The following is a 17,904-nucleotide window of genomic DNA, read 5'->3' as shown; positions in this document are numbered from 1 at the left end:
TCATTTTCTTGAAATTCAAAAAAATAAATAGCAAATACTACAAATATAGATGATTACTAAAGCAGAATTATTAAAATGTTCTATTGAAATGTTTACTGAAATAGGTAGTAAGCATGTGACGTTAGACGAATTAGCTAATGAGCTTGGTATTTCAAAAAAAACGATTTATACGTTTTATAAAAACAAACACGATTTAGTTACTGCTAGTCTTGAATGCATATTAGGAGATTTCAAGAAAGATATCAATACTATCATTTCAGAAAATAGTAACGATCCAGTTTTAAGTGTTATATTAATTTATGAAAAGGGGTTTGGATATTTAAAATATTTCAAACCTTCTTTTCTATTTGGATTAGAGAAGTACTATCCCAAAGCAAGCGCGAAATTTTATGATTTTATTGAAGACTTCTCTAGTAATGTAGTTTTTCGGTTATTAAGACAAGCTCAAGAAAACGGGAGTGTTAAAAAAAATATCAATTTAGAATTATTAGTGAAAATCTACTTTTTTAGGATGGATAATATTGTTTTTAAAGGGAACGATTTATTTGACATCTATTCTAAAGAAGACATATTTAAATACTTAATAGTGTATAATTTAAAAGGAATTATTACAGATGGTTATACTAACCCATATTTTGAAGAAAAATCTGTTTCACACTCATAAATATTGAAATGACTAGTTACTTGTAATTTCAATTTCATTCATTTCTTTAGCCTCTTCAAGTTCGATTACTTTATTCTTCACAGCTCTTAGCGCAATATCTTTGGCTTCAGCATAGGAAATAGCATAACGACGTTCAATATTTCTGAATTCTTCTGGAAAAGGCTTTAATAAAGCGTTATAATAATTGTCTAATTCGCTAGTATTAGGTGCTTCAAATTTCAGTTTTAATTGAAAACGCCTTAATAAAGCAGTATCAATAATACTAGAATGATTGGTTGCTGCAATTAATAAGGTGTCATTTGGTAGATGATCAATTAGCTGAATTACAGTATTTACTAAGCGTTTCATTTCACCTGAATCCTTATCATCGTAATCACGTATTTTACCTACATAATCAAATTCATCTAAAAAAAGCACTGCCTTTTCATAAGATGCTTTTTTAAAAATCGCGGTCATATTTTTAGCAGTTTCACCAAGACGAGAGGAAACTATTTCTCCTAAATTTAGCGTAAAAATTTTTTTGTTTAAAGCCGCTGCAATTGCTTTAGCAGTGGTAGTTTTGCCGCAACCTGTATGACCAAAAAGTAACAGCTTATTATCTACCGGTAAACTGTATTGGTTAAGTTTATCAATGTACTTAAACTCTTTTAGTAATTGATCTATTAAATCTTTATTGGCATTACTTAAATGAATGTTATGTAGTTCAATAACAGTGTCATTATTTGAATTTATGATGAGATCAGATATAGCCATTGCGATACTTTTTTTAGGATTCGAAGTTAGTTATCCTATTTAATTTTTCTTACTAATTAATGTTAGAGATATACACCCAAGCTTTTTTTCCAGATTTAAAAGTTTCCAAAACCCGTTTATAATCTGAAACTTCATAGGTATCTGTTTCAAGGAGTTCTTCTTCCGTAATTTCAAAAATAACACCTTCAATATGGTCTTCTCTATTTTTAGAAGGAATAGCAATAGGGTGGAATTGTTGTAGACTTTTAGCTAATACAGTTTTATCAGTTATTTCAAGTTGTTCTATTCTGTAATTTTCGAGTACATCTTTAGCGCCTTTTAAAATTCTCCCATAACTTTCTAATTGAACTTTTTCTAATTGAAGTGTTCCATAGGAGAATAAATAGTGATTTTTCATAAAAAGATATTTTCTGAAATATTAAGATTTTCTCTTATAAATCTCCATAACTTCTACAGGAAGTTTTTTATCTGATTTTTCAAGTATCAAACCGTATTTTTTCAATTCGGAATGTAATGTTTTAGCATCCACTTCCTGCCATTCTAGGTCAATGTCATATGCTCCGTTTAATTCAGTGACATCAAGTACAGGAAGACTTGTGAAGTTTTCTAAATACTCAGCAAGTTGTGACATTTTTATTTTTTTAGTTTTAAGAATTGAACCCATAAACATATATTCTGTTTCCTCTGAAATAGATTCTTCAATCGTATTATCTATATTTCTTAATACAAAACAGTTTAAGGTGTCAACCCCCATTTTTGCATTAACATCGAAATTTTCATTTAAAAAATCAATTCCTATTTTTTTCCATTCATTTTGATAAGTGTCTGAAACCTCAACAATCATATTGTATCTATTTTCATTGTCATAAGGAAAATCTTCATCACTTAAGCCATCATTATACACAACTCTGTGGTATGATACCACGTCAAATAATGTCTGGTAAAGCCTTGGTAATGTATTGTTCCACATTTCGATTCCATTGACAGCACCTTCTGGATCTTTTAAAATTCTAGACCCACCTCTTTTTGATTGGTCGTAACTTTTAAGCTCAATTCTGTAATCTGAATTTGAAACGGCTTTAATAGTTTTAACTTCTAATGTAGGGTCAACGTAAAAATCATCTTTAAATGCTAAGTCTATTTCATCATTAGAAATAAGGTTTTGAATAACCGACTCAGTAACGTTTTCGGGATTTGTAATCGCTCTCACAATTCCATTTTTATCAATAACTATTGTATGCGGTATAACTTGATATTTGATTTTTTTTAAATGTGTAGTATCTGAAACAATACGAAGCGATGTTTTTGAACTCTCAATAAATTTTTGAAGTCTTTCAGGTTTTTCTGCTGAAATTGTAATGATTTCAATTTGGTCACCAAATATAGTTTGCAGGCTATCTAGCTTTTTCATAGCGGGAATACAAGGGCCGCACCAAGTTGCCCAAAATTCTAAAATGATAGGCTTTCCTTTTAAATCGCTTAATGAAATTTCTTTTTGATTGCTATTAAGAATAGTGCTGAACGTTTGGTTTGGAACAGTTTTTCCTAATTCAGCAATCGTGTTTTCATTTTTACAAGATGCTAAACCAACAAGTATAAGTAAAAGTAAAAAGTGTCTTTTCATAGGTAAGATGTTATTGCAAACAATGTAGCAATATTTATGTTTTATAATAGCAATATTTGTTAAAAGTAAACAATTGAAAATTTAGAAATAAATTTTATCTAAAGTAGGAGTGGAGGAGTATTACCTCGCTTTGTTTTATACTATTTAAAAAATTAAGCCTCTTAAAATAAAGCTTTAAGTCACTGAATTATAAAATACTATTAAATAAGTATCCTGAAATAATAATGCAAAGTGTTACTACTCCAAAGAAAATTGCAATAAGTTTTAAAGTCATTACTTTTTTTAAGAGCATAGCTTCAGGTAATGATAAGCCAACAACTCCCATCATAAATGCAATGGCAGTTCCTAACGGAATTCCTTTTGCAACGAGAACTTGAACCACAGGAAGTATTCCTGAAGCATTAGAATACATTGGTATTGCCAATATTGTTGCAATAGGCACAGCAAAAAGATTGTCTTTTGCCATATACTTTTCAAAAAAACCCTCTGGAATATAACCGTGCATTAAACCTCCAATGGCAATTCCAACTAATACGTAAGGGATAATACCTTTTAGAATTTTAATTACCTCTGCCCATATTATTGGCAAACGTTGCTTAAAGGGTTGTTTTTCTTCTTGAAATATATCTTGATCTCTTTGAGCGTTTGCTAATACTTCTTTTACCCAAGGCGTTAAAAAGGATTCTAATTTTAATTTCTGAAGAATTGCTCCAGAAACGGTTCCTAATAACACACCACTAATTACATAAATGATGGTTGTTTTTATACCGAATAAACCAACGAATAACCCTATGGCAACTTCATTAACTAATGGCGAAGTAATCAAAAAAGAAAAAGTCACACCTAATGGAATTCCACCTCTTACAAAACCTATAAATAATGGAACTGAAGAACAAGAACAGAAGGGTGTAACAACACCAAAAAGACTTGCTACCAAATATTCTAGCCCGTATAATTTTTTTCTAGATAGATAGTTTTTAACCTTATCTATGGGAAAGTAACTGTTGACAATTCCCATAAAAAAAATAACAACAAAAAGTAAAATTAGAATCTTGGTGCTATCGTAAATAAAGAAATTTAAAGCCTCAGCTAAGTGTTGTCCTCTGTCTAAATTTAGAACCTCATAAACAAACCAATCTGCTATATTTTGAATCCAATCAAACATCTCCAACTGTACTAATGGTACCTGAAATTGCACAAGACAATTTTACAGTATTATAGATAGTCCCAAACTTTTCAATATTCTTTTTTAATAACACAGTATTGAGCTTATTATCGTTGCTGTGTATTTTTAAATTGTAAGTAATATTTTCCATTCTTGGTGGATTTTCAAGACGTGTTGCATCAACTTCAATAGTGGCTTTTTTGTAGCTAAATTTCATCATACCAGAAAAGCGTTCTACATTTTTTAATATGCACGACGCAAACGAACCCAAAAATAACTCAGCTGGATTTGGTAAAACTTCAGCAGTTTTTTTAGTTGTGCCAAAATCGATAGCCGACTTTTTTATAGTAACAACAGCATCCTGATTTGATACGGATGACGCTTTGATATGATATTCCATAGTAGCGCTTTTTATTAATTTAAAAGCGCTAATACTTCTTCTTTTGAAGGTATTCTGCCTTTAATAGTAATAACATCATCAATTACAAGCGCTGGTGTTGCCATTACATTGTATTTCATAATTTCCATTACATCTTCTATCTTTTCAATAGTAGCATCAATGTTATTTTCTGAAATAACCTCTTTAACCACGCCAGTCATAGATTGACATTTAGAACATCCTGTTCCTAAAATTTTAATTGATTTACTCATAATATTCATATTTCTTATAACAAATATATGATGGATACTTATGTGAAAATCTGATTTATATCAGTCTTAAATAAACACGAGCTGTTGGTTTTAGATTTGTGTGGTAATATGTAGAAAAGATATTTTTAATAGCGCAACTGCTTAGTTAACTATTTAAGTTAACAATGTGTAACACGAAACAATAAAGCGCGTGAGAACGTTTGTAAATAGGAGGGGACTAGTGGTAATTTATCAACTATGGTGTAACGAAACTTAATTATCAATTCTATTTTTTTCGGTAAAACCACCAGTTCATATCTCTGGTTAATTCGAATCCTAATTTTTCATAAAGTGAAATTGCTAAGTTTCCTTTATTAGTATGCAAAATAGGTTTTTTGTTTTCTTTTAAAATTTCATTTGTATTGTGAGCGATTAATTGTTTTGCCAATCCTTTTCTGGTATAATCTGGATGGGTAACCACTGCACTAATTTCAATAAATAGGTCAGTTTGCATACGTTGTCCTGCAATTGAAACTAATGTGTCATTCTTAAAAATACCAAAATATTTTCCCATTTCAAAAGTTCTCTTTTTATAATAACCAGGCATAACTAGCCAAACCAATTTATAAATTTCATCTATGTACGACTTGTCTAATAACACGATATTTTCAGTTATTTGAACTTCAGGTAGTTTATTTAAAACCATCTGGCAACCATCAACTTTTTTTTCTAAAACTACCTTACTATCATCTATTATAGGTGTTTGATTTTCTGAAACGAAGAAGAAATTATCTGTATTTTTTACATACGCATTTGCAGCAACGGCTGTTTTTGAATCGTCGAAAAAAGCCCCAAAAGTGCAAATCTCTGGATTATAAAACTGTACTCCATCAAGTGCTATAGAAAAGTCTTTATGAGTCTCTTTTAAGGAATGCCAAACGGGATTTTTTAATTGATGTTCTAAATCGATCATTTAAATGGATGTAATTAAGTTCTTAAATCAAATTTATGAATAAAAGGATGAGTTTAATTGAATCCTAAAATGAAATTATCTTGATCATTTGAAGCTTTCGTTTTACACATTCCATTAACTAATTGTAATAATCAATATCTGCTTTAATGTGGATATAAAATGTGTTTTGAGTGAGGATTCCCCAAGGGAGAAGAAGCCGTAGTAAACTTGCAACGGACTTTAGGTTGAGTACTAGATAGTTTTTTTGCTAATTAGAAATTTTATTTTGGTTCAAGATGGTACCCTTTTAAAATTCCAGTATATAATTCCCAATTTACGTCTTCGTCGTTCGTTATTTCAATTGGCAGTTTTTCAAAAGCCGATAGTGTTTTATTAATCCTTATAAGAAATTCAGGTACAGATTTGGTATAGAAGATCCACGAGCGAATATTATCATTTGTATGGACAATTGCGAGAACAGACTGTAAGTCGGTTTCCAAATCGTTAATTAAAGCGTCTTCCACTTTACCCATAAAGAAATTTTCATCTGGTGTTGGAATTCCGCTTTCAGTCTCCCTTTCCATTTTCCAAACGAGTTCTATATATTCATTATATTCTTTTGAATCGATAAAGTTTTTTAAATGGTCTCGACCTCTAATGATTACAGGTTTTCCGTTACTTTCAGATTCTCCGCCAAACCACGTATCATTCAGTGCTAATGTATTCTCTTTTGATTGAGAAAATAAAGAGCTAAAATTTAATATCAATAGTATTGGTAAACTATATTTCATCGTTTTGATCAAATTATGTAGAATGGTTTGGTATGAGACTAGTGCGTGTTTATATTCAAGCAATTTCAGTAGGAAATTCGGAAATAGCAAATATGCAACTACTTTTATTTTAGCACTAAGCCGTAATTATTTTTTACGTTGTTGGTCATAGTTTTTTAATGTATTGCTTCGTCTACCAATTTACTGTCTACAAATTGCTCAAAACTGATAATCTTGCCATTGTTTAGTTTCCATATATGGGCAACCCTTGCTTCAAAATACTTTTTCGTTTTTTTATAGGTGCCCGAATATGTGCCATAAGCAACTACTTTATCTTCATTTGCAACATAATCTTCGGGTGAAAATTTATAATCAATCCACTCGCTGCCCAAGCGATTAAAAACATTTTCGGTAACACTTTCTAAACCAATATAAGTTCCTGCATAAGGAAAGCCTTTGGCTTCTGTCCAACAGATATTTTCGGCAACATATTTTGCTAAATTTTCACCGTTTTCTTCTGAATTTTTGCCTTCATATGTGCTTTTTATTATCTCTAAATTTGTCATAGCTTTTTGTTTATATGAACAACTTGACAATACTAAAAGCATTGTCAAGTTGATGATCATTATAGTTCTTACCATTTCATTTCTCCTGTGTTCACTTTTGCACCTAACATTAAAGCTGTTTCAAAAGTTAAATTTGGATATTTTGATTTTATAGTTGCTATTAATGCTTCAGAAGTTTTACTACTTTTTAAAGCTTCTTCATAAAATTGAATGTAATTATTCGTATGGTTTACAGCATCTATTGTGAAATCTGAATTTGTATTTGCGTGTGCAGGAATTACTATTTCAGGTTTTAATTCACTGATGATATTTAATATTGAAATCCAGTTGTTACGTGCTTCTTTTGTTTGTGCATCTGCCATCCATACATTAAATGTTGTGCCAAAAACATTGATGCCACCTAAAGCAGTTTTAATTGAAGGAATCCATACAAAGGTTCTTTTTTGGAAATCTTCTAATCCAATAATTTCTAATTTTTCGCCTTCTAATTCAATAGAATTTCCTTTTAAAATTTGAGGTAAAATAACGTTGGACGTAATTTTATCGCCTAATCTTTCGCCCCAAACTTCCAATTTCTTTTGAGCTGTTACTTTAATATGTTCTACTGTTGCGGGTGTTGCATAAGCTGTTACCTCTGGAAAATATTTTTTGAATACTTCTAATCCGAAATAAAAATCAGGGTCGCCGTGAGAAATATAAATTGTAGTTAAGGTTTTTCCTGAGTTTTTAATTTCTTGAGCAACTTTTTCTGCCTCTGCCAATGTAAATTGTGCATCTATTAATACGGCATCATTTTCACCTGAGATAATTACTGATGCCACTCCAAAACTATTTTCTGATGCGTTAAAAACTTGAAGCTTAAATTTGCTTGTTTCTATTGTTTTAAAAGGTTGTTCTTGTGCGTTCATTTTGAATAAAATTAAAATTGTTAAAAATAGGGTTGAAATAATTGATTTCATTTTTGTCTTGTTTTTAATGATGGTACAAAGATGCAACGGTTACCTACCTCAAAACATTGAACAAGTTCAATAAATGAATTCTCAACGATTATTTACTAGCTATTTTTCGTCTAATTTTACTCAAAAACTCATGGCTTATGCCTAAATAAGCGGCAATCTGTAAATTGGTTAACCTTTGAAAGAGGTTGGGGTATTTTTTAATAAAGTCTATATAACGCTGGTCTGCAGTTTTACTCAAATTATCTATCATTCTTCGTTGTAATGCGATATGCGTTTTTTGAGTCATTACTCTAAACAGTTTTTCTATTTTTGGAATATTAATATAAGCAAACTCTTTGTCCTTTTTTGAAATTAATAATACTTCACTATCCTCTAATGCTTGTATGTATAGTTGTGATGGTTGCTTATTGGTAAAACTATCAATATCAGTAATCCACCAATTTTCTTGTGCAAAATAAAGTACTTGTTCAAAGCCATTTTGATCAACATGAAAGACTCTAAAAAGCCCTTTAGTCACAAAACCTTCAAACTTGCAAATTTCTCCTTCATGCAGAAGAAAGCTTTTTTTTAGAACTTTTTTATGGTTGAATAAGTCGCAAAAGTTATCTAGCTCTTTTTTGGAAAGCGAAATATGATTTAATATATTTCGTGTTAGTAATTCTGTCATATACAGTGGATTTTTACATTGCGCCCAACGTGTGTGTGATTAATTGCTGGTTTAAAGCACTGAAGTTAGCAAATATAAACTGAATAGAAATTCTGAGAGGGTTTTGAAAGTAGGTGAGAACTAGCACTAAATGATATAGGTTATTGAAAATATTACTTTACTGTTCTTTACACCAAAAAATAATTTTGGGATATAAATCCTTAATTTTTTCATTTGCTGATTTACCTTTATAAAGTTTAATCAATTTTTGATTAAATTCTTTGAACTTTTTAAATCCTCTCCTTTCTGTCATTTGTAACTCTATTTGATTATTAATAAATTCAAAGTTTTCTGATTTATAATTATCAAAAGCATATAATGTAAATACAGACCAAGTCATATATTCGTTAAAGACCGAATATGAATTTCCATAATTGCTTAAAGCATTCTCCGTAGCCCATTTAGAAAGTTCATTTAAAGAATTATTTATTTCATTCTGATATTCGTCGGAAATGGGATTTACATAATTATGGTCGATTTCTGTAAAGACAACTCTTGTCATTAATCCTTCAATAATTTCTTCGTCATATTTTGTGCTTTGTGTAGGACCACAAATGAACATTACGGTTTGTTTAAAATTGTTCTGAATAAAGTTATTAGTTGAATGACCACCTTCTACTAATGGAGAAAATGTAATTCTATAATTATCGTAATTAAAATCAAATTGCTTTTCCAGCCAATCCCATTGCTTTTTAATAGGCATTTGCTTTTCGATTTTAGTCGTAAGGTCATTATAGTATTTTTTGTTCTTTTTGTAGAATTTTCTAAATGCTATTTTAGTAGCGAATTTTTCTATTTCAGAAATAAACGGTTCAATTTGGTTTGCACCATTCCAACTCAATCTTTCGTAGATTGAATCTTTTTCTATTTTATTTCCATTAAAATAAAATCCACAAGCATCCATTTTTAATCTTGAATAATACCCTTGTTTTAGTAAAGAATCTAATTTAAGTACAATAGGGGCATCTTTATATTTTGAAAATTCTTCAATAATTTCTTCGTAATATTTTGTTCGATGATTTACCATGTTTTTATCATCTATTCCAGTAGGTGTTAAGGCAAAAATAAGATGAACTAATTCTTGAACTTCCGGAATTTCAAAACTATATTTTCCACTATTTTTCTCAATATATTTATCATCAAAGTCAAAATGAGGTACTGTATTTATTTGAGTCCAACACGTATCTTTTTTATTCAGTAAAATTATAAAATCATACTTTTTTTTAGGCTCAACTGTAAACGTTATAGAATCTAAGTTTGTGTAAAATGTTACATTTTTTGAAGTAATTACATCAGTTTTATAAATGTCTGGCTTTACATCTGGTGCTAAAGACCAACCACCTTTTTTTAAGTTTTCTCCATCTCTAATATCAACTAAATCTGATGTTGCCTCCACAATAGGAATTTGAGATGAGCAAGAAAAGTTAATCAGCAATATTGCTAAAATTATGTATCTATTCATTTTTCTTTTTAATGATTGCCGACAATTTTATGTGTAATTACTGGCGTATTTAAGCACTGAAGTTAGTAAATAAAAACCGAATAGAATATTCATAAGTAGGATAGAATTAGCAATGGATTATATATTTTGTTGTATTCTGTTTTCTATTTTCCAATCGGTTTTCAAATATTTCAAGGCATCTTCCAAAGCTTTTTTTGACGGTTTAGGATTATAACCTAATTCCTGTCTTGATTTACTAATATCATAATCTTGTTTTAAACCATAAAACATATCTAAGTAATGCCTCTGTAATAGAGGTTCTTTTCCTGTTAATTTACTGCTAAATTCCATTAAACTAGCAACAGAGTACAGTAAACATTTTGGTACTTTTTTAGGTGTTTTTAATTTTAGTTCAGGATATAATTCTGATGCTATTTTTACCGTTTCTTGTAGCGTAGTATGTTGCTCGTTAGATAAAATATACCTTTCACCATTTCTTCCTTTAGTCATTGCATTATACATTCCTGAAGCTACATCTTTTACGTCTACCCAATTTAAAGTTACGTTGGTGTCTACAGGTATTTCTCCATTTAAAACTTGTAATACAAGGTTGTTCGAATAACTTAATTTATAGGCTTTATCACCAATCATAGCAGAAGGTAAAACTAGAACAGTTCTAATATTATATTTTTTTCCTAATGCTAATGCTAGCATATCTGAATCATTTTTGGAATTATAATACCAGTTCCGTCTGTCCTTGTTATATCCATTGTCCACATTAGCTGGTAATTTCGTGAAATCTAAACTAGCTACAGAACTTACATAAACAATATTTTTGATGCCACATTCTTTAGCTATGTCAAACACATTTTGTGTTCCTTGCATATTATTGTCATAAATTTCAGTTTTAGGGTTTTTAGCCCACATACTAAAATTAGCAGCTACTGCATATAAGTTTGTGACTCCTTGAAAAGCTTTTTTTAGAGATTCTCTGTTGGTAATATCAGCTTGAACAACTTCACATTCTAGTGCTTTAAAAGGCTCAGTGTTATTTATGTCCCTTACAGTTGTTCTTACTTTTTGTTTTTCGGAAAGTAACAGTCTAATTAGGTTGTTTCCTAAATGTCCGTTTCCTCCTGTTACTAATGAAATTTCATTGCTCATAATTCTTAAATTTTGTTTGAGCAAATTTCGATAGCTTTTAAGAGCTAAGAAATAACATTTGTTAGAAAGCGATTTGTTTTCTAATACGACTTAGAGATTGAGGCTCCATTCCTAAAAATGAAGCGATATTGTCAATAGATACATTTAACGCTAATTTTGGATACTGATTCACAAATTTGAGATAACGTTCTTTTGCAGTTAAAATTTGAAAATCTTTAACACGTTCTAATTTGCAACTTAAATGTTCGTTTGTTACTTCTTTGACAAATATTGCCCAAAATTTTGTTTCCTTTTGTAATATGTCAAAATCAGGTTTTGATATTTTTATTAGATTACAATCAATGATAGTTTCATAATAATCAACGGATGGGGTTTCGGTCATAAAGCTATCTAACGATGTGAAAAAATCTTGCTCAGCTACAAGATGTTGTACAACAATCTTTCCGTCAATATTTTGATATCCTTTTACAATTCCAGTATCTAAAAAATAAATATGTCGCTCAACTTTTCCTGCTTCTAAAAGATTAGTTTGAGCTGGAATTTGTTCAGAAACGAAATATTTTTTAATTAAATCAATTTCGTTTTGAGTTAAAACAATCTTTGATTGTATGTAATTAATTAGATTTTCCATTGTTGTGTTGTAATGGTGTAAAACGTTTTTGTGTATGGTTAGTTGCGTGTTTCAGCAACTAATTTAGCAAATACATACTGAATAGAAAATCCGCGAGGATTTTCGTAAGTAAGCTCGAACTAGCCATTAATTATATGCTTATTAAGTTTGATTTCTATTAAAATAGGTAGTTTTAATTATTAATCAGAAAGAACAAAAGAGCGCATTAAGGTTACTATATACGGTGAAGCTTAGACTTCGACAACATTGATAATCCGCTCTCTTTTACTACTTTAATTACGATCAGTTCTGTGAGACTTTAGATCTCGTTTTCAAGTCGATGTACTACTAGTAGCTAGTTCTTTCATAAATCAATTTATATGAATAAATATAAAGAAACTTTTGGAGTTGACATTAGCAAAGATGTCTTTGATGTTCACGGTAGTACTTCTGGCCATAATCAGTACAAAAATGATGCGTCTGGGTTTACGAAATTTCTAAAAGATTTGCCTAAAGCATCTTTAGTTGTAATGGAAGCTACAGGATATTATCATTATCGACTTGCACAGTTTCTTTACAAGAATGGAACAGTCGTCTCTGTAGTAAATCCTTTATCTGTAAAGCGTTTTATACAGATGAAACTAGCAAAAGTAAAGACAGATAAAAGTGATGCAAAGATGATTTGTGAATATGGGGTACTTAATGAAGTCCCTTTATATACTGCGCTAACAGATATACAGAGTGAATGTTTACAATTATTTAGAGTATTAGATAATTTTATAAAGCACCGTACAGCCACAAAGAATAAGATGCACGGAGAAGAGGTTCTAGGCATACCTTCTAAGTTTACTTATCGAGCTTTAAGAAGAAACACTATGATATTGAGATAAAAGCTATTGAAGCAAAGATTCTTTCATTAGTTAAAGAGGATCAGCAGCAACAACTAACTTTATTAACTAGTATACCAGGCATAGGCCAAAAGACCGCTTTGTTTTTAATAATTGTAACCGATGGTTTTTCAAAGTTTGAAACCGCTTCTCAGTTGTGCAGTTATGTAGGTATTACACCAACGATAAGGGAGTCTGGAAGCAGTGTTAGAGGCAGGGAACGAATAAGTAAGGTTGGAAATAGGAAACTGCGTAATCTGTTGTTCTTGTGTTCCTTTAATGCTTGCAAACACAACAAAGCTTGCAGAGAACTTTATGAGCGAATAGTAAACAAAGGAAAAAGCAAAAAGTTAGCCTTAATTGCAGTTGTAAATAAGTTAATTAAACAATGTTTTGCTATAGCAAAATCGGGAAGACCTTACGACGAAACATACGTTTCTATCTTACCTAAATAAGTAGAAAAAAATAGCATAAAAAAAACTCAAAGAATCACAAAAGCGAATCTCTGAGTATGGCATTATAATGTCAAAATTTAATGAAGAAAAGAGTTGTTTTTTACCTCAGTTCTTTGTTGGCAATAGTTTTTGTTTTAAAACCTGACTAGCGTGTAGTTTTCTTCAGTCGTAACGGTTATTTAGCAAGTTATTAAATAAATATTATCGTGTCAAAATTACTATTTTGACATGTTCAGTCAATTTATTGGAAGCCTTAGTCAGTTAAAATACTTATATTTTCTCTAGTTTTGATTCATACAATAGTAAGTTAATAATAATCAAAAATATTTCAACCATGCTTAAAAACAAAAAGAACATTAAAGTAATGAAATTAGCAGTCATAACCACGTTATTCATCATTGTTCAAGGCTGTGGTGAAAATGTGAATAAATCTGATAAAAAAGATGACTCATTAACAGCTCATTCTCTTAACGAAAAAGAAGAATCTCATATTCACGATAATTCCACGCATTCACACACTAGTAAAAGAATAGTAAAGCCAGAAGATGCTCAACAATTGTGGATATTTCCAGAGAGCAAAGACAAGCTTGGGTCTGGAGGATTACTTCAAATTTATATGGATCCTGAAAGTCACCCTGATGCCTCTTCAGGTTTTTCAAAATACGAGTTAGGTGTAGGTGGAGCCTTACCAGAGCACAAGCATAATAAGACGGAAGAGATTGCTTATTTTATTTCAGGAACTGGTATCGTTATAAATTATGAGAACAATGACCGTAAAGAAACAATTGTTAAAGAAGGTTATGTATGGTATACGGCACCTGGAGAATGGCACTCTTTCCAAAATACTGGTAATGAACCTTTAAAACTGGTTTTTGCTACTGTTCCAAATGCTAAGCATGGTTTGTTGGATTTTTTCAAAAAAGTAGGAGTAGAACCAGGAATGGAACCATCTAATACCTTAAGTGCAGAGGAATTTGCCAAATTGGCATCTGACAATGATCTTATTTTAAAACCTGCAAAAATCGATTAGAATGTTGATATATATATCTAGTTAAATAACAGTTTAATATAGTCTAAGATATTTTTAATGAGTTAATTTCTTAAAAAAAGTGTATTTTATAAGATAAAAATTGACTTAAAAATTATGGGTAACGGTTACGACATAGCAAAAAATACGCCTACGTTCAAGAAAATTGAAGTGTCGTCACTTATGTTTTCGGAGTATAGATGTACGGAGGAAAAATCCATATTCACTACTTGGAACCATCTTAATTATTTTATTTATGTACTAGAGGGTAAAAAGAAATGGCGAACGCTGGAACATAGTTATATGGTTCATGCTAATGAGGTGCTTTTTGTGAAAAAAGGGGCAAATATAATTGAGAAGTATTTTGACTCAGATTTTTGCGCTATAGTAATCTTTATTCCCGATTGTTATGTCAAGGAATTTATGTCACAAAAACCTGAAATAGGTGCCAGTCATAAAAGTAGTCTTCAAAGTGATAGTGCAATACCGCTGAAAATGGATAGAACGTTAAGTACTTATTTTACTTCAATGTTAGATTATTTTTTTAATCAAGAACAGCCTTCAAAATATTTAATGGAAATTAAATTTCAGGAGTTGTTGGTCAATATTTTATCACTGCCTTATAACCCTGAAATCGGTAGCTATTTTAAACAGATTGCCCAAGAAGTTAAACCATCTGTTAAAAACATAATGGAGTCGAATTTTGTTTATAATTTATCATTAGAAGAATTTGCAAGACTATCGCACAGAAGTTTAAGTACTTTTAATCGCGACTTTTATAGTGCTTATGGAACATCACCAGGAAAATGGCTTACTAAAAAAAGGCTTCTTCATGCGAAACGATTATTGGAGAATACCAATCAAAAAGTATATGAAGTGGCTTTTGATAGTGGTTTTGAAAGTCCTGCCCATTTTGCAAGAGTATTCAAGACCGAGAATGGAATTACTCCTTTAAAATATCAAAAAGCACAACTGTCTGTTTAAGCGATATCATAGAAAAAAATTAATCGTATTATGCATATTCACAAAAACAAGGTAACTAAAACTCCTTCAAAGCACTGGTTAAACATTTTAGACGAGCTTGGGTACCAATTAGCTTTAAATGGAATTGACCACGATAAGGCCGATACCTTTGTAGCCGATAATTATAAATTATTGAAAAAGCATGGATATTTAACAGCCATGATACCAAAAGCATTGGGAGGTGCCGAAGTTTCCTTTACAGATATGTGCGCTATATTGGTTAAAATAGCGCAGTATTGCCCTTCTACGTCATTGGCATTGTCTATGCATCAACACCTTCTTGCGGCAAATATCTGGAAATATAAACACCAAGGCACAGGCGAAGAATTTTTAAGGAAAGTAGTTGATGAAAACTTGGTGTTGGTCAGTACAGGCGCACGTGACTGGCTAGATTCTAATGGAACCATGAAAAAAACTGACAATGGTTATTTGGTTTCAGCAAAAAAACAATTTGCAAGTCAATCTGCAATTGGTGATCTCTTGGTGACCAGCATACCATTTAATGACCCAGAAGACGGATGGCAAGTATTCCATTTTACAGTATCTATGAAATCTGATGGGATACAACTATTAGATGATTGGCATACTTTGGGAATGCGCGGAACAGGTTCGCAGACCGTGACGCTTAATAATGTGTTTATTCCAGAAGATTCCATTGTTATGAAAAGGGCAAAAGGGGAATTTCCTCTGTTTTGGAATGTTGTTTTAACAGTGGCATTACCCTTAGTCATGGCACCATATTTAGGAATTGCAGAAAAAGCGATGAAGATTACTTTAGAAAAATTAAAAGCAAAACAGAGTAGGCCACTTCATACTACTTTCTTGCTAGGAGAAATTTACAACAGCCTTACATTGGCCCAAGTACTTCATAAAGATATGATTGAAATAGCCAATAATTTGGATTTTGAAGCCGACGAAAGAATAGGTGTTGAAATATTGACTAGAAAGACCTTGGTTGCTAATGCATGCAAGGAAACGGTCAGTAAAGCCATGGAAACAGTAGGAGGACAAAGTTATTACAGAATATTTGAATTGGAACGACTGTTTAGGGATGTTCAAGCTGTAGGTTTTCACACATTACCAGAAATGATACAGCAACATTTTACGGGAGAATTTTTATTGAAATAGAAATTATTGCCAACGTTGTTGTGTATGGTTAGTTGCGTGGTTAAGCAACTAATTTAGTAAACAATTACGAGCCCGAGAAAATTCCGAAGGAATTTTCCAAGTAGACGTGAACCTAGCCATTAATGATAAACGGTGTTGCCAGTAGTTTTTTATTTCATTCGTTCAATTAAAATTGGATAAAACTCATTAAATTTTGAATATTTTTCTCTGTTATTTTCATATTCTTTTAAAATTTCTACAATATTATCTACTAATGAAAATCCAATAGATTTTTCGTAGTCTAAAAGTTCTTTAGCTTTTTCTGTTCCAAAATTTTTATTTGCTATTCTTATTGTTATAGCTCTTATTATAAGTTCGTTAAAAACATATTTCCATTCGCTATAAGCTTGGCTTTTTCCATCTTTTTTTAAACTTTCAGTGTAATATTTTTCTTTAATAGTTTCTATTTCATTTTGAAATTTTTCTGTTAAAGGATTTACGAAGGAATGACCAAATTCGTGTAAAATCATATCCATTTCAAGATATTCTTTTTCAAAATATGGGATATGTTCAATTTCTCCATTTGGTCCAATTATAGCATAAACTTCTTTTTCCCCATCTGCTATGAATTTTGAATTAAAACCTCCTGAATGAACTAATGGTGAGAGAATTAAATTATAGGAACCCAATTCACTTCCGTAATATTTTTCTAAATAAGCTGGAAGATGTTGAATAGATTTAGATTGTTTAACTTGATTAATTACTTTCTCATTCAATTCTTTTACTTCGATTAAATAGGCTTGAAATAAAGAATCTTGATTAAAGGAAATAAATTCTTTTTTAAATTTTTTAATTAGATAATCCCCTTTGCTTTCATCAAAAGATTCAGGATTTATGACTTCTCTTACTTTATTCAATTCAGGAAATTCCCCGAACTGTAGAACCCAATCTGTCACGTTATTAAAATTAAAACCGTGTTTTTTAGATAATGTATCAAACAAAGCAACTGCCTTATGGTTTTTCAGAGCTTTAAAATTATTTTTTAACTTTGACTTGTAAAGATTATCGTGATTACTGACTAGAAAGTAATTATCTAAAAATGCTATTGAATAGATGGTCTCTATCCTTTCGTCAATTGTAATGTTTAATTCCGAATTTTGTCCGATACTTTTTAATGAAGCTAAAAGTAGAATAAGGAAAATAGTTTTTTTCATTTACTTTGTTTTCATTTAAAGATTATATTTTTTCAAATTGTTACAGTTTAATTTACTGGCAACGGTCTTGTGTATGATTTCGTTGCGTGTTTAAGCATTAAAGTTAGCAAATAAATCACAGATAGAAAGTCCGCGAGGACTTTCGTAAGTAGGCTATAACTAGCAATGAATTATACACATTGTTACC

19 protein-coding genes and 1 pseudogene are annotated in these 17,904 nt (G+C 30.7%); 5 read left to right on the top strand and 15 right to left on the bottom strand.

Annotated elements, in window-relative coordinates; genetic code table 11:
- Positions 1 to 49 precede the first annotated feature (49 nt).
- The gene (locus tag GBH57_RS12875) at positions 50 to 664 is read left to right on the top strand and encodes a TetR/AcrR family transcriptional regulator (protein ID WP_151674907.1); all 615 of its coding nucleotides are present in this window, start codon (positions 50 to 52) and stop codon (positions 662 to 664) included.
- A gap of 12 nt (positions 665 to 676) precedes the next feature.
- Here GBH57_RS12875 and GBH57_RS12870 read toward each other — a convergent pair whose 3' ends face one another.
- From GBH57_RS12870 to GBH57_RS12805, 14 genes are all read right to left on the bottom strand, one after another.
- Positions 677 to 1,417: an AAA family ATPase gene (locus GBH57_RS12870; protein WP_151674906.1), complete on the bottom strand. Its 741-nt coding sequence runs from the start codon at positions 1,415 to 1,417 to the stop codon at positions 677 to 679.
- Positions 1,418 to 1,469: 52 nt separating this feature from the next.
- Entirely contained in the window at positions 1,470 to 1,814 is a 345-nt protein-coding gene (locus GBH57_RS12865) for a gamma-glutamylcyclotransferase family protein (RefSeq protein WP_151674905.1), read from the bottom strand.
- A 21-nt stretch (positions 1,815 to 1,835) separates the two neighbouring features.
- Entirely contained in the window at positions 1,836 to 3,041 is a 1,206-nt protein-coding gene (locus tag GBH57_RS12860) for a redoxin domain-containing protein (protein WP_151674904.1), read from the bottom strand.
- A gap of 187 nt (positions 3,042 to 3,228) precedes the next feature.
- Complete coding sequence (locus tag GBH57_RS12855; protein ID WP_235904717.1) at positions 3,229 to 4,239, bottom strand: permease; 1,011 nt, start codon at positions 4,237 to 4,239, stop codon at positions 3,229 to 3,231.
- Positions 4,199 to 4,606, bottom strand: coding sequence for an OsmC family protein (locus GBH57_RS12850; protein WP_151674902.1), 408 nt, complete (start codon positions 4,604 to 4,606; stop codon positions 4,199 to 4,201). Before GBH57_RS12850 ends, GBH57_RS12855 begins: the two co-directional genes overlap by 41 nt.
- 14 nt (positions 4,607 to 4,620) lie before the next feature.
- The gene (locus GBH57_RS12845) at positions 4,621 to 4,857 is read right to left on the bottom strand and encodes a thioredoxin family protein (RefSeq protein WP_151674901.1); all 237 of its coding nucleotides are present in this window, start codon (positions 4,855 to 4,857) and stop codon (positions 4,621 to 4,623) included.
- A gap of 265 nt (positions 4,858 to 5,122) precedes the next feature.
- On the bottom strand, positions 5,123 to 5,809 hold the full coding sequence (locus GBH57_RS12840; protein WP_151674900.1) for a GNAT family N-acetyltransferase: 687 nt from the start codon (positions 5,807 to 5,809) through the stop codon (positions 5,123 to 5,125).
- Between the two features lie 260 nt (positions 5,810 to 6,069).
- The gene (locus GBH57_RS12835) at positions 6,070 to 6,579 is read right to left on the bottom strand and encodes a DUF695 domain-containing protein (RefSeq protein WP_151674899.1); all 510 of its coding nucleotides are present in this window, start codon (positions 6,577 to 6,579) and stop codon (positions 6,070 to 6,072) included.
- Positions 6,580 to 6,734: 155 nt separating this feature from the next.
- Positions 6,735 to 7,124, bottom strand: a complete 390-nt coding sequence (locus GBH57_RS12830) for a nuclear transport factor 2 family protein (protein WP_151674898.1) — start codon at positions 7,122 to 7,124, stop codon at positions 6,735 to 6,737.
- Between the two features lie 68 nt (positions 7,125 to 7,192).
- A complete protein-coding gene (locus tag GBH57_RS12825; RefSeq protein ID WP_151674897.1) occupies positions 7,193 to 8,083 on the bottom strand; it encodes an MBL fold metallo-hydrolase in 891 nt (296 codons plus the stop codon).
- Between the two features lie 88 nt (positions 8,084 to 8,171).
- Positions 8,172 to 8,750, bottom strand: a complete 579-nt coding sequence (locus tag GBH57_RS12820; RefSeq protein ID WP_151674896.1) for a Crp/Fnr family transcriptional regulator — start codon at positions 8,748 to 8,750, stop codon at positions 8,172 to 8,174.
- Positions 8,751 to 8,907: 157 nt separating this feature from the next.
- Entirely contained in the window at positions 8,908 to 10,251 is a 1,344-nt protein-coding gene (locus tag GBH57_RS12815; protein ID WP_151674895.1) for a DUF4932 domain-containing protein, read from the bottom strand.
- A 117-nt stretch (positions 10,252 to 10,368) separates the two neighbouring features.
- Positions 10,369 to 11,394 (bottom strand): NAD-dependent epimerase/dehydratase family protein, encoded by a 1,026-nt coding sequence (locus tag GBH57_RS12810; protein ID WP_174844038.1) that lies wholly within the window; start codon positions 11,392 to 11,394, stop codon positions 10,369 to 10,371.
- 61 nt (positions 11,395 to 11,455) lie between these two features.
- Positions 11,456 to 12,025 carry a Crp/Fnr family transcriptional regulator gene (locus GBH57_RS12805; RefSeq protein ID WP_151674894.1) on the bottom strand — a complete coding sequence of 190 codons (570 nt, stop codon included), beginning with the start codon at positions 12,023 to 12,025 and terminating at the stop codon, positions 11,456 to 11,458.
- A gap of 359 nt (positions 12,026 to 12,384) precedes the next feature.
- Here GBH57_RS12805 and GBH57_RS12800 point away from each other — a divergent pair.
- The 4 genes and pseudogenes from GBH57_RS12800 (at position 12,385) to GBH57_RS12785 (ending at position 16,524) form a co-directional block, all read left to right on the top strand.
- Positions 12,385 to 13,346 (top strand): annotated as a pseudogene (locus tag GBH57_RS12800) (IS110 family RNA-guided transposase).
- Positions 13,347 to 13,680: 334 nt separating this feature from the next.
- Entirely contained in the window at positions 13,681 to 14,376 is a 696-nt protein-coding gene (locus GBH57_RS12795) for a cupin domain-containing protein (protein WP_151674893.1), read from the top strand.
- A 114-nt stretch (positions 14,377 to 14,490) separates the two neighbouring features.
- Positions 14,491 to 15,357: a helix-turn-helix domain-containing protein gene (locus tag GBH57_RS12790; RefSeq protein ID WP_151674892.1), complete on the top strand. Its 867-nt coding sequence runs from the start codon at positions 14,491 to 14,493 to the stop codon at positions 15,355 to 15,357.
- Positions 15,358 to 15,387: 30 nt separating this feature from the next.
- Positions 15,388 to 16,524 (top strand): acyl-CoA dehydrogenase family protein, encoded by a 1,137-nt coding sequence (locus GBH57_RS12785; protein WP_151674891.1) that lies wholly within the window; start codon positions 15,388 to 15,390, stop codon positions 16,522 to 16,524.
- A 149-nt stretch (positions 16,525 to 16,673) separates the two neighbouring features.
- On the opposite strand, the gene GBH57_RS12780 is transcribed toward GBH57_RS12785, so the two are convergent.
- Complete coding sequence (locus GBH57_RS12780) at positions 16,674 to 17,717, bottom strand: DUF4932 domain-containing protein (RefSeq protein WP_151674890.1); 1,044 nt, start codon at positions 17,715 to 17,717, stop codon at positions 16,674 to 16,676.
- Positions 17,718 to 17,904: the final 187 nt, after the last annotated feature.

The organism is Patiriisocius marinus (genome assembly GCF_008974325.1).
Lineage (GTDB): Bacteria > Bacteroidota > Bacteroidia > Flavobacteriales > Flavobacteriaceae > Patiriisocius > Patiriisocius marinus.
This window is presented reverse-complemented; position numbering and strand designations above follow the sequence as displayed.